This is a genomic window from Rothia sp. HMSC069C04 (assembly GCF_001812895.1).
In the GTDB taxonomy this organism is placed as follows: domain Bacteria; phylum Actinomycetota; class Actinomycetes; order Actinomycetales; family Micrococcaceae; genus Rothia.
The window spans coordinates 1-12,874 of the sequence record NZ_KV810713.1 but is presented as its reverse complement, the minus strand read 5'-3'; the positions used below and the strand labels follow the sequence as shown (position 1 = coordinate 12,874).

Below are 12,874 nucleotides of genomic sequence, written 5' to 3'. Positions count from 1 at the left end.
CCTTCCACCGCCAATTACGCCACCGCACGTGGTCCTCACGCAACTCGAGGTAGAAGGCGTAGCAGTGGTTCAGAGGAATAGCACCCAGCAGGCCTATGCCTAAGACACCAATCAGGAAAGCGGCAATGACCACCCCCGCTTGTGACTCATCCGCGAGGCCTTCGTGTGTCCCTGTCGAAAAGAGAAATATCGGCGCACCAACAAACCCAAGGATAGATACAAGCCAGAAGAAAATAAACGCCGCAATGGGTCTTTTCTGCCTTTTGTTTAGGGTGGGTTTGCCGAGCTTAATACGGATACCCGGTATCAGGGCGACGATAAGTCCTGCGAGGGCTCCGTCTTCTGCTGCGCTCATGGTGTGTACGTCCTTGTGCGGTAGTGGTTGGTGAATCACACCCGCCCCGGTGAGGTGGCGGGCACATCCTTAGCCTATCGCACCCAATCTAGACGGGAGGTTAACTCGACGCAATGCTCCGGTGAAGACTCGGCAACCACTGCGCAGATAGCCCAAATCCGTGCCTAACCACCAGATTTCCTCGGCTACTCTGAGAACGAACCCGCACCCTTCGCACCGTTGCCGGAAAGCTACGGGTCACCGATAAACAGAAAGGGTAGTTGACCACCATGATGATGAACTACACCACGATTGCCCTCTGGGGCCTAGTAAATGTTCTACAGGCGTATAAGATGTTCCGGTCCATCATTGTCTACGAAATCAACCGCCGCCGAGACAAGAAGCTGTACGCCAAAAATATTTACATTACTCGAGGCGACCGCCTTGGAATAATTGCGCTTACCGTCGCGCTTCTTATAATCCCTGCTGTGATGTTTATGTTGCATTTGCTGAACGATGTAGGATTCCATTTTCTAGATATCGGAGTTTTCCTTCTCATCTGTACTCTTCTGTACTTCTTCAATGAAGCTACTGGGTCTTACACCAAAATTTCGCCCGAAGGAGTCGAAGAGGACGACGGGCACGACAATAAAACCTTCTACCCGCTTAACGCGATTGATAAGGTCACGTATAGGGAGAGTTACGACAGTGAAAGCCCAGACTCTGTCTCCTTCGAAACAAAATCGGGTAAGCATATTGCGCGTTTCGGGCCCATCTATGATGGCTACCCCCTTCTCGCAATGACCCGATTCAAGATGGAAAACGACCGATGGCCAGACATGAACAACCCCGAAGAAGTCGCCCAGGTCAAGGCGTGGATGAACTGGAACTCGACCATCCCGCACATCAAGGACAAGGAAATTTCGGGCCTCGCCGAAGTAGACATGTAGCCTGCAATTTAGGCTGTTTTCAGCCCGTATTGAGTGCGTGCCCGGCGTGTTTCTCAACCAATATTTCCGCAATTTTTCTGCCGGAAAAACGTGGACTAGCTCGCATGATCTAACCCTCAACTAGAAGGTGCACTCTGCACGTAAAAACATTAACGTTGAGGCATACAATAAGAAATGGTTAATGCACAGCCGCACGCCGTGCACACGCCACGTCACTTCACAGAAACACCGACCCCGAAAGGCACACCATGGCCACCAAGAAGCCCGCACGCCTCACCCGCCGCGCAGCACTCGCCGCCGCAGGCGCAGGCGCAGCAACCGCCCTCGGCGCACTGTTCACCCCCGCACAGGCAACCACCTACCGCCCCACCGTGCGCCGCAACCCCTACAACCGCTACTACTCCGACCGTTACGGCCGCCGCACCCGCATCGTCATCAGCGACTACTACGGCAGCTCCTACAGCCACTACTACTATTACGGCGGCTAAAAAATACCAAGCCCAATAAACATATACTGTAAGACGGCACTACATTCGTGTAGTGCCGTCTTCCCGTTAGATGCCGCAGGCATCACCCGCACCACGGTGCGGAAAACACACCACAGATAGAGAGAAAAAATGAAGAACGTAACCCGCCGATCCGCACTCGGCCTGTTTGCCGCAGCCGGTGGCGCAACCCTCCTGGCGGCATGCGGTTCGCAGTCCCAGGCATCCAGCGGCTCTGCATCTGCATCCGGTAGCGCTTCTACCTCGGACGCCGAAGTTAACAACGCACGCGCCGACTACTCCGGTCCTGCTGTCCTGGACGGTTACACCTCCAAGCCTGCTGACTACCAGCTGGCAACCCGCACCGAGCCGGCCAAGAACGTGCCCGTGCCGACCAAGCCCGCCGTCGCCAACGAGAACAGCGTGGAGGGCCTGTACCAGTCCATCGCGTTCTTCGGCGCAGCCATGGAATACTACATGCGTACCGGTAAGACCGAGCCCCTGCGTGAAAGCGCCATGGACAAGAGCGAACTCAAGTCAATGCTCGAGCCGGAAGACGGCACCCTCGGCGAAAAGCTGGTCAAGGGCGAAGTCTGGATGCACGACCCGACCGTCACCATCACCCTGCTCTCCGCACAGCCCACCCGCGATGGTAAGGCATACACCTGGAATGCTCGCTTCACCCTTACCCGCGGCGAATTCATGGCATCTAAGGATAAGGTTCTGGAGGTCCCCGAAAGCGGTCGTGAGAACGTCAACGAGCGTACCCTGCGCGGTGTTTACGAGAACGGTGCGTGGAAGCTGACTGGCATGAAGTCTGAATCTGAGGCTTCTGCATCGGCTTCTGCTTCCTAAAAGCATCAGTCTAGAAGCGTATAGCTTCTAAAAACAGAGAGGCGCCCGCCCCGTGGCTGAAAAACCACGAGGCGGGCGCCACCACCGTAGATAGAGAGAACCAATGAAGAACGTAACCCGCCGATCTGCCCTCGGCATGGTTGTAGCCGCCGGTGGCGCAACCCTCCTGGCAGCGTGCGGCGCTCAGCCGCAAGCAACCAGCGGCAACGCATCCGAGAGGGCATCCAGCAATGCATCCGGTAGCGCATCTGCTTCCGCATCTAAGAGCGTTCGTAGCGACTACTCCGGCGTTGCGGTCCTGGACGGCTACACTTCCAAGCCTGCAGGTTATAAGGAAGGTACCCGTACCGAGCCGCCCAAGAATGTTCCTGTACCTGTGAAGCCCGCTGTTGCTAACGAGAACAGCGTGGAAGGCTTCTACCAGTCCATTGCATTCTTTGGCGCCGCTTCTGAATATTATGGGCGTACCGGAAAGACTGAACCTTTGCGTGAAAGCGGTATTGATATTTCAGAATTGAAGACCACCCTTGAACCCACGCCTGGTAGCTTCGATGATGCTTTGCAAAAGGGGGAGGTCTGGCGCCAAGAACAAACTGTTACTGTCGCTATGAATACGCCTCAACCGACCCGCGATGGTGATAGCTATATCTGGAATGTAAAGATGGTTTTGGAGAACGGTGAGTTTGCTGTATACAAGGGGAAAGTGATGGAGTCTCCCAAGGAATACCGCAAAATTACTGGAGATGCCATCATTCGTGGAGTTTATGAGAATGGCGACTGGAAGCTTACAGTGAATCCGGTTGCTACTTCTAGTGCCACTGCATCGGCTTCTGCTTCCTAAAAGCTTCAGTCTAGAAGCGCATAGCTTCTACACCTAAAAGGCGCCCGCCCCGTGGCTGAAAACCACGAGGCGGGCGCCTCTCTTATATGCGCAATAAAGTATATACCCTTATCGGGGTGCTACCAGATGCGCACGCGCTCCTCCGGAGCCAGGTACAGTGCATCGCCCTCAGAGACGCCAAACGCCTCATAGAACTCATCAATATTGCGCACCACACCGTTCACACGGAACTCATCCGGCGAATGCGGATCCACCGAAATCATCACCTCAGCATGCTGCGGGCGGGACTTCGTGCACCAGCCGCGAGCATTCGAGAAGAAGAAACGCTGAATACCGGTCATGCCGTCAATCACCGGCGCGTCAGCCAGCGACTCAATGCCCTGCTTCTTCAAAGCCAGACGGTACGCCTTCAACGCAATCGACATGCCAGCCAGGTCGCCAATGTTCTCGCCCAGAGTCAGCTCACCGTTCACGTGGAACTTCTCATCCAGACCCACCGGAACGTACGCGTTGTACTGCTCCACCAGCGCTGAGGTGCGCTCCTTGAACTTCGCGTAATCCTCCTCAGTCCACCAGCTCTCCAGCTTGCCGTCACCGTCATAGCGGGAACCCTGATCGTCAAAACCGTGACCAATCTCGTGGCCAATAATCATGCCGATATTGCCGTAGTTCGCCGCATCGTCAGCATCCGGGTTGAAGTACGGGGGCTGCAGAATAGCTGCCGGGAACACAATCTCATTCGCCGGGGGCATGTAGTACGCGTTCACGGTCTGCGGAGTCATCAGCCACTCCGACTTATCCACCGGCTGACCCTTACGGGCAATCAGCCAGTCAGCATCAAACGCACCGGTACGGCGCAGGTTCTCGAACAGGTCACCGGGCACCAGCTCCAGTGCGGAGAAGTCACGCCACTTGTCGGGGTAACCGATCTTGGTGACGAACTTCGACAGCTTCTCCAGCGCCTTCTGGCGGGTTGCCTCAGTCATCCAGTCCAGCGACTCAATAGACTCGCGGTACGCCTCCAGGAGGTTGCCGACCAGAACCAGCATCTTCTCCTTGTGCGAAGGCGGGAAGTGCACAGCCACGTACTCCTGGCCAATTTCCTCACCCAGAGCCTTCTCGACAGCGCCCACGCCGCGCTTCCAGCGCTCACGAATCTGCTGAGTGCCGGAAAGGGTCTTGCCGTAGAAGTTGAAGCTTTCCTGAACCAGTTCGTCGTACATGAACGGCGCACGCGAACGCAGAACGGTCCACACAGCCCACAGCTTCCAGCTCATCAGCGGGATGGAGGTGAACAGCTTAGCCGCACCCTCAAAGAAGGACGGCTGAGCCACAATAACCTGACCCAGGGTCTCCGGGTCGGCACCCAGAGCCAGCAGCCACTGCGAGAACGGGAAGCCGGGGAACTTCTCGTCCAGCTCGGTCGCCTGGTACGGGTTGTAGGTCGCCTCAGCGTCGCGGTTCTCCACGACGTTCCAGTGCAGGCGAGCCAGCTCCGACTCGTGGGTGAACACCAGCTGAGCCGCCTGCTCCGGGGTCAGGCCGAAGCCCTCAGCCAGACCGGTCAGCTCAAACATGCGGGCAATATGCTCAACGTACGCCGCGCATGCAGCCTCGTGCTTCTCTTCACGGTAGTAGGATTCATCCGGCAGACCCAGACCCGACTGGTACAGGAAGAACGTGTAGTTCTTCGGGTCCTTCGGGTCGTTGCTGGTGTACCAGGCGAACAGCTGCGGCAGACCCGCACGAGACAGCAGCGCCAGGGTCACAGCCAGGTGGGAGGGGGTTGCCGAGTTCAAGATCGGGGCGATTTCCTTCAGCAACGGCTCCAGGCCGTCCGCCTCAATCTTCTCAACATCCATGAAGGAGTTGTAGAGTGCACCAATAAGGGACTCCGGCTGCTCCTTCGCGATCTTCTCCACCAGCTCACGCACGTGCTTCTCTGCGTTATCGCGGAGGGTGTACAGGCCGCCGTCCTTGGGGCGGTCCGCCGGGATTTCGTGGGTAGCAAGCCACTTACCGTTGACGTGGCGGAAGAAATCGTCGCCCGGCTTGACGGTTTCATCCACCCATTCTTTAGTGATTCCAGAGTTAGTAGTCATGGTTCCATTCTAGGTTCTTAACGTAAGAAGCCACACGATTACCGACAAGCCACCATATGGTGACTCACCAGCAAACGTGTGGCTTCCCTACACGAAAGACCGGACAATTATGCCTGAGCCGCCAGCTTCTCTGCGCGCTCAGCCATCAGACGCTTCTCGGCACCGTTAACCAGCCAGAGGAACAGAACAGCCAGACCCGAGCACACAATCATGAAGACGAACGCGGTGCCCCAACCCCAGTGGTCAACAATAATGCCGATACCGGCAGAAGCCAGGGTCGCACCCAGAGCGTAACCGAACAGGCCAGTGAAGCCCGCAGCGGTACCCGCAACATGCGAGGGGGACAGGTCAATAGCCTGCAGACCAATCAGCATGACCGGGCCGTAAATCAGGCCACCAATCAGAGCCAACGCAACGTACGCAATCCACAGCGGCGCATCCGAAGAAGGCAGCCAGTACAGCAGAATTGCGCCGACGGTCGCAATCAGGAACAGAATACCCGCGGGGGAGCGGCGACCCTTGAACATGCGGTCAGAAACGTAACCGCACAGGACGGTGCCACCAATACCGGCAAGCTCCAGAATCGAGAAGCCCGCAATACCACCTTCAAGGGAAGCGTGGCGCACATCGTGCAGGTACTTCGGCGCCCACACCAGCACGCCGTAACGCAGGGTGTACACGAACACGTTTGCCAGAGCCAGGTACACCATGGTCGAGTTGGTCAGCACGTGCTTACGGATGGTGGTCCAAGTGGACTCCGCACGATCCTCAGCGGTGGACTCAACCTTGTGCGGGTCGTTGCGGTACACGTCAACGGTGGGCAGACCCTCAGCCTCGGGGTTGTCACGAATCAGCAACCACGCCACGAACGCCAGAACGAAGCTGATAACAGCCGGGAACCAGAAGGCAACTTCCCAGGTCTTGCCGAACATGGAGAAGCCCCACGCAACCAGCAGACCGGACAGCGCACCACCAACGTTGTGAGCGGTGTTCCACCAGGAAACCTTCGTGCCGCGCTCGCTGGTGGAGAACCAGTTCACGAGCACACGACCCGAGGGAGGCCAACCCATACCCTGGAAGATACCGTTGAAGACCATGATGGTCGCCATGATGGAGGCGATAGCGGCACCGTAGCCTGCCGCACCCGCGCCTTCACCCATGTAACCGGTCATTGCCAGCAGGATGTTTGCAACACCCGAGAGCACCAGACCGATGGGCAGGAACAAACGCGCGTTCGAGCGGTCAGAAATCATTGCGGTGAAGAACTTGCTGAAGCCGTAAGCGAGCAGTAGCGCCGTGGACAGCGCACCAATTGCTGCGTTGCTGAAGCCAAGTTCCTTGGTCAGAATCGGGGTGACCAGCGGGACGTTGTTACGAATCAGGTAGAAGGTCGCGTAACCGATGAAGATACCCATGAAGACCTGTAGGCGCATGCGCGGGTACTTCGCATTAACTTCAGCCTCGCTCAGTTGAGGCTTGGGCGCCGGAATTGCGAGCCAGCGGGGTACAGAACCCTTCTTCTTCTTTGATGAAGTGGTAGTAGTCATGCTGGAATTCTAAAAACAGCGGCTTATAAAAATGCTAATCTGATGGGAATGTTTTCAGTAGAATGTTCACTAGGGTGAACGGATATTCAGAGTGATTATTCTATTAATGCTGTTTTTATCCCGGAATTACGGGGAAGTGCTAAATCTGTGTGATGTACATCTGTCTACTGGGCAACATTGCCTCAAGTCGTGTAATGAATATAAATACTTTCTCGGTTGAGTAAGTATGTGTTTTGGTCAGACCACACTTAAAATTAGAGTAATTTATACCCTAAGTTCAAATAAAAAACCACTTGAACACCAGTGCATTGGCGCCCCAAAACAGCACAGAAAAGCCCGCCCGTACAGTGCAGAAGAAAAACCGTACGGGCGGGCCCGTTATCTATCCCCAAAAGCTCGGCATACAGTCGGTACGCATACCGGCACGAAGCCGAACAACCGCCACCTGCCGCAGGTTACCGCGAGCAAACCATCATCCGGTCAACCCGCAGCAGGCAGCGGAACCAAGAGGCGCCTCCTAGAGGGACGCGCGAATCGCCTTGGTGGCGTCCACCAGGTGACGCAGAGACTGCTTGGTCTCCTCGTAATCACGAGTCTTCAGGCCGCAGTCAGGGTTCACCCACAGGTCAGCAATGGTGCCGTAACCAATCGCAGCCTTCAGCAGGGACTCAATCTCCTCCTGCGAAGGAACACGCGGGGAGTGGATGTCCCACACGCCCGGGCCCAGACCGGAAACGAAGCTCTCCGGAATGTCAGCCAGCAGCTCCATGTGCGAACGAGCCGCCTCAATGCTGGTCACGTCAGCGTTCAGAGCGTTAATCGAGTCGATAATCTCGTTGAACTCCGAGTAGCACAGGTGGGTGTGAATCTGAGTGGAATCCTTCACGCCGCTGGTAGCCAGGCGGAAGGAGTTCACCGACCAATCCAGGTACTGCGGCTGCTCATCGCGGCGCAGGGGCAGCAGCTCGCGCAGAGCCGGCTCGTCCACCTGAATGATGCGGATGCCCGCCTCCTCCAGGTCGGCAATCTCGTCGGCAAGAGCCAGAGCCACCTGGTTAGCGGTCTCGCGGCGCGGCTGGTCGTCACGCACGAAGGACCACGCCAGAATCGTCACGGGGCCGGTGAGCATGCCCTTGACGGGCTTGTCGCTCAGCGACTGTGCGTGGGAGCTCCACGGCACGGTGAACGCCTCACCGCGCAGACCCTCACCGTGACGCTTCACGTCACCGAACAGAATCGAGGGGCGGGTGCAACGCGAACCGTAGGACTGAACCCAGCCGTGGCGGGTGGTTGCGAAGCCGTCGAAGTTCTCAGCGAAGTACTGAACCATGTCGTTACGCTCAGCCTCACCGTGAACCAGCACGTCCAGGCCCAGCTCCTCCTGCAGCTTGATGACCGAGGCAATCTCGTCACGCAGGAAGCCGTTCAGCTCCTCGGCGGAAATCTTGCCCGCACGAGCCTCCGCACGGCGGCGGCGAATCTCAGCGGTCTGCGGGAAGGAACCGATGGTGGTGGTCGGCAGCTTCGGCAGGTTCAGGTCAGCCTGAGCCGCGCGGCGAACATCAATGGTCGGGCGGTTGAAGTCCTCAGCGGTCACAGCTGCGGCGCGGGCACGAATCTCGTCGTTGTGCTTGCGCGGGTCAGCGGCGAAGCGAGCCAGCGCCTCGTCAGCAGCCTTCAGCTCCGGCTCAACAGCAGCCTCACCCTCAGCCAGGCCACGAGCCAGCAGGGCGATCTCGGCAACCTTCTGGTCGGCGAATGCCAGGCCGTCCACGGGAACCTCGGCGGGGTCTTCCAGAGCCAGGTCGTGCGGCACGTGCTGCAGGGAGGTCGAGGAGGACACCGACACGGCACCCTCGGATGCGCCGGGCAGCGCCTCCAGAGTCTTCAGTGCGGCACGAACATCAGCACGCCACACGTTACGGCCGTTCACAACACCGGCAACCAGGTGCACGCCGGCGGCAGAAACAGACTCCAGCTCAGCCTTCGAGTACACGCCGTGCACCAGGTCAAGGTGCAGAGCCTCAATACCGGTACCCAGCAGTGCCGGCAGGTTCTCACGCAGGGAACCGTAGGGGCTGGTCACCAGAATCTGCGGGCGCTTCTCGCCGGCAGCCAGGGCACGGTAGGTGCGCTCAGCCAGCTGCGCAACCTTCGCGTTGTCGGCACGGTCCACGGTCAGGCCCGGCTCGTCCAGCTGAACCCACTCAATACCGCGCTCAGCCAGCTGCTCCAGCACCTGAGCGTACGCGGCAACGAACTCATCCAGACGGTCAACGGGGGAGAAGTCCTCAGCGGAACCCTGCTCAGCCTTAGCACCCAGCAGCAGGGTCAGCGGGCCAACAATCTGCGGGCGAACCTTCACGCCAGCCTGCTTTGCTACCTCGAGCTGCTCGTCAATAGCCTCAAGGTTCAGCTTAATCTCGGTACCGGCACCAATCTCGGGTACCAGGTAGTGGTAGTTGGTGTCGAACCACTTGGTCATCTCCAGAGGAGGCAGGGTCTCGGTACCGCGCGCCAGTGCGAAGTAGCCGGGCAGATCCAGCAGGCCGCGTGCGTCCTTAGCCTCAGCCAGACGCTCGGGAACCAGGGTGAACAGGCGAACCACATCAAGCACCTGGTCGTAGTAGGAGAAGGTCGCCGGAATCGAGTAGTTGTCAGCCTTCAGACCGGCGGCGGTCACGCGCTCGAAGTAGGTGCGCTGCACGTCAGCGGCGGTGTCCTGCAGCTCCTGCAGGGTTGCCTTGCCCTTCCAGAAAGCCTCCTGAGCCTTCTTCAGCTCGCGGAAGCGGCCCACGCGGGGGTAGCCAACAATGGTTGCGGCGGGGAATGCGGTGTTCGACATAATAGTTATTCCTTTACTGGGGATAGATGTGGGAGTCGGTTCCGGCGTTTTACCACCCGACTGTGGGTGGTGAAACGGAGGACTCAACAACTCCCGGAATATTTGTGGGGGAGAAAGTGGAAACGCATCCGACAAGGAGCGTTATGGGTTGAGGCGGGGGTTTTTAGACGTATTCCAGTTCGCTCAGCGACTGAGAGAAACGGTTACTGTACCGCGGCAAATCCAGCTGATCCAGAACGTCCAGAACCGCCGCATGCTCGTTGAAGGTGAAGAAGTGCAGACCCGGCGCGCCCGCGTCCATCACGGCGCGGCACTGGTTCAACGCGTACTCAACACCGATGCGGTGCAGCTCAGCGCTACTGGTTGCTGTCTCTAGGGCGTAGGCGAGGTCCGTCGGGACTTCCATGCCCGCCATCTGGCAGAGATTCTGCAACCGCTTCAGCGAGGTTACCGGCATGATGCCCGGAATAATCGGAATATCCACGCCTGCCAGGTGCGCCGAATCGACCAGGGCGCTGTAGCGCTCATCCTCAAAGAACACCTGAGTGATCGCGAAGTCCGCGCCGGCACGCTGCTTGGACAGCAGAATCTCAATATCCTGCAGCAGGGATGCGGACTCGGGGTGCTTCTGCGGGTACGCCGCCACACCAATCGACACCTTGCCAGCCGCCAGGTGGGCGAAATCTTCACGCTCCACGCGGCGAATGAGCTCTACCAGGTAGCGGGCGAAAGGAAGTTCAGAAACCTGACCTTCCTGAATATCACCGCGAAGAGCCAGGAAGCCGCGCACTCCCAGACCCAGAATTAGGCGGACTGCGCGCTCCAGCTCATGCACCGAGTGGCCTGCACAAATCAGGTGAGCCAGCGGGGTGAGGGAGGTTTCATGCACTAGGTGGTCGAGCAGCGCCAAGGTCTTCTGGCGGCGCTTAGCGTCACCGGCGTAGGTGACCGACACGTAGTCGGGGTTGGTGCCCTCAAGCTCCGCAATGGTGCGGAGCAGCGACTCACAGCTCGCCTGTGAGCGCGGAGGGAATAGCTCAAAAGAAAGAGCCGGGTGAACTGTAGCCATAACCATCCTTCGTGTTCACCCGATAGATACGCACCGTGAGGGTGCGCGAATTCTTCTGCAGGATGTGCTGTACCGGTTTGCGAGTACGACTCATCAAGGGGTGCCGAAGGGTATTCTTCTCTATCGGTTCTGGCGGGAGCACCTTGTCCGTACCCTGCACCGTGACGGTGGGGGATACTGGCGAGGTTGCTGCGACGTCTACGAGCCAGATCTCTCGGTCGCTCTTGATAGATAACGCTTTCACTCTACCCACCGCCTCCGAGGGCGTGCAAGGGGCACGGCGGTTGATGCCCTAATATTTCTGGACATGACATTGGGGCGAAATATGAACTTAATATGACCGACTATGACAAAGGGCGGCTGGAGGTGTTGCGGGTAGGGCTGTCGGCTGACCCCTGAATGCCCGGCACTATCGCAGATACGTTCGCTTAATATTCTTGGACACGCGCGAATATATGTGTTTTGAATTTCATTGAGGGGTAGGGTAGCTAGTGAGGCACGGGTAGTGTTTCGATGTCCGCTCATCGAGGAGTTTCAGGGCTCAAAGATGAGTTCAATATGACTTTGTGAGCGTGGTGAGAATGAAAAAGCTATTTTCTTCTATACTCTGGTCCTTCCGCCTGGCCTGGAAAACCTGTCCCACAACCCTGGTGAGCGCCGCCCTATCGCTAGCCGTCATTGCCTGCATTCCCTTGAGTCAGTCCCTGCTGATTGGTAATACAGTATCAGCCTTGAGCGGTTCAAGTGGTGGCACAGCATGGATTTATATTGTTGCTCTTGCCCTTGTCGTTGGAATTAATATTATTGCCCAACGCTGGGTCATAAGTAACATGCTCATCCTCAAATCAAAGGTGAACTATCGGGTTCACTGCATGTTAAATAACAGGTTATCTACATTTCCGTTATCTGATATAGGTAGCACAAAATCACAGGAAGATATACGTGCTGCAAGAGAGGCAATATCGAAACAGGAATTGCAGGTTCACACCATGTCAGTTATGGCACTGGTGAGTGCCTTCGCAATGGTGTTACTTCTCTGTCTCAATATTGCGAACGTCAGCATTGTGGCAGCAATTTTTGCGGCACTGTGTTCATTGCCCCTAGCCATTGCAATGGTGATTCTCGCTAAACGTGATTACGCCATATACACCCTAATGTACGAGGACTATCGGGCAGAGAACTACTATCTAGACAATCTGATGGCTCAAAGTCGCGCCCAAGAACTTCACCTCATGAGAGCCTCCCGATTTTTCTCGCAACGCGTAGCGTCCTGGCGACGCCGGGCAGCCGGTAGGGAATTGAGCCTTGAAAGTGTTAGAGGAATCATCTCCATAGTTGCAGGGCTACTCTGCTCTGTCTTACTTTTTGCGTCCCTGTACTTCCTTGTGGATTCAGGCGCCGATATATCGTATGTGGCCGGATCGCTGATTGGAATCATTGCCTGTGTTAACGCGACCCAAGAGGTGGGATATTCATTCGGCCAGATTATTAATGGAGCATTATCTGTCCAGCAATTCCGAAGGGTATGCGACTCTGATACTTACGACCATGCTTCTGAGATAAAAACTTCTAACCCTAACCGTGAAAATATTTCAAAAATTATATGCAAAGATGTATCCGTTCAGTATGAGGGCGCGTCGTCTTTTGCGCTTAAAGATATTAATCTTGAGCTGATGAATAATCAAATGATTGCAGTAGTTGGTGCCTCGGGCGCGGGAAAAACAACGCTAATAAATGCAATTCTTGGAATTACACCAATTGCCCAGGGGAGCATAACGTATAAGGGTGCTTCTTCTGAGAGTAAATACAACATGTTGGCAAATGTTGGTTTGGTGAGTCAAGACTA

The 12,874-nt window shown here is 56.7% G+C and carries 9 protein-coding genes, 1 pseudogene and 1 riboswitch; of the genes and pseudogenes, 5 read left to right on the top strand and 5 right to left on the bottom strand.

The window, feature by feature from the left end:
- Positions 1–355, bottom strand: a pseudogene (locus HMPREF2879_RS00915) (ECF transporter S component); the annotation flags it as partial.
- 269 nt (positions 356–624) lie between these two features.
- Between HMPREF2879_RS00915 and HMPREF2879_RS00910 the strand changes: the two are divergent.
- From HMPREF2879_RS00910 to HMPREF2879_RS00895, 4 genes are all read left to right on the top strand, one after another.
- Positions 625–1,284 (top strand): hypothetical protein, encoded by a 660-nt coding sequence (locus HMPREF2879_RS00910; protein WP_060824882.1) that lies wholly within the window; start codon positions 625–627, stop codon positions 1,282–1,284.
- Positions 1,285–1,532: 248 nt separating this feature from the next.
- Positions 1,533–1,772: a transcriptional initiation protein Tat gene (locus HMPREF2879_RS00905; RefSeq protein ID WP_070634599.1), complete on the top strand. Its 240-nt coding sequence runs from the start codon at positions 1,533–1,535 to the stop codon at positions 1,770–1,772.
- 129 nt (positions 1,773–1,901) lie between these two features.
- Positions 1,902–2,624 carry a DUF6318 family protein gene (locus HMPREF2879_RS00900; protein ID WP_049352829.1) on the top strand — a complete coding sequence of 241 codons (723 nt, stop codon included), beginning with the start codon at positions 1,902–1,904 and terminating at the stop codon, positions 2,622–2,624.
- A 103-nt stretch (positions 2,625–2,727) separates the two neighbouring features.
- Entirely contained in the window at positions 2,728–3,465 is a 738-nt protein-coding gene (locus tag HMPREF2879_RS00895) for a DUF6318 family protein (RefSeq protein WP_049340842.1), read from the top strand.
- A 119-nt stretch (positions 3,466–3,584) separates the two neighbouring features.
- Here HMPREF2879_RS00895 and HMPREF2879_RS00890 read toward each other — a convergent pair whose 3' ends face one another.
- From HMPREF2879_RS00890 to HMPREF2879_RS00875, 4 genes are all read right to left on the bottom strand, one after another.
- The gene (locus HMPREF2879_RS00890) at positions 3,585–5,567 is read right to left on the bottom strand and encodes a M13 family metallopeptidase (RefSeq protein ID WP_070634598.1); all 1,983 of its coding nucleotides are present in this window, start codon (positions 5,565–5,567) and stop codon (positions 3,585–3,587) included.
- Positions 5,568–5,674: 107 nt separating this feature from the next.
- On the bottom strand, positions 5,675–7,114 hold the full coding sequence (locus tag HMPREF2879_RS00885) for an MFS transporter (RefSeq protein WP_049363820.1): 1,440 nt from the start codon (positions 7,112–7,114) through the stop codon (positions 5,675–5,677).
- A 517-nt stretch (positions 7,115–7,631) separates the two neighbouring features.
- Positions 7,632–9,959 carry a 5-methyltetrahydropteroyltriglutamate--homocysteine S-methyltransferase gene (gene metE, locus HMPREF2879_RS00880; RefSeq protein WP_070634597.1) on the bottom strand — a complete coding sequence of 776 codons (2,328 nt, stop codon included), beginning with the start codon at positions 9,957–9,959 and terminating at the stop codon, positions 7,632–7,634.
- A gap of 163 nt (positions 9,960–10,122) precedes the next feature.
- Positions 10,123–11,028 (bottom strand): methylenetetrahydrofolate reductase, encoded by a 906-nt coding sequence (locus HMPREF2879_RS00875; RefSeq protein WP_070634596.1) that lies wholly within the window; start codon positions 11,026–11,028, stop codon positions 10,123–10,125.
- Positions 11,029–11,145: 117 nt separating this feature from the next.
- A riboswitch (SAM riboswitch) is annotated at positions 11,146–11,262 on the bottom strand.
- Positions 11,263–11,609: 347 nt separating this feature from the next.
- On the opposite strand from HMPREF2879_RS00875, the gene HMPREF2879_RS00870 reads away from it, so the two are divergent.
- Positions 11,610–12,874: ATP-binding cassette domain-containing protein (locus tag HMPREF2879_RS00870; protein ID WP_070634600.1), on the top strand; the 1,265-nt coding region annotated here is incomplete at its 3' end.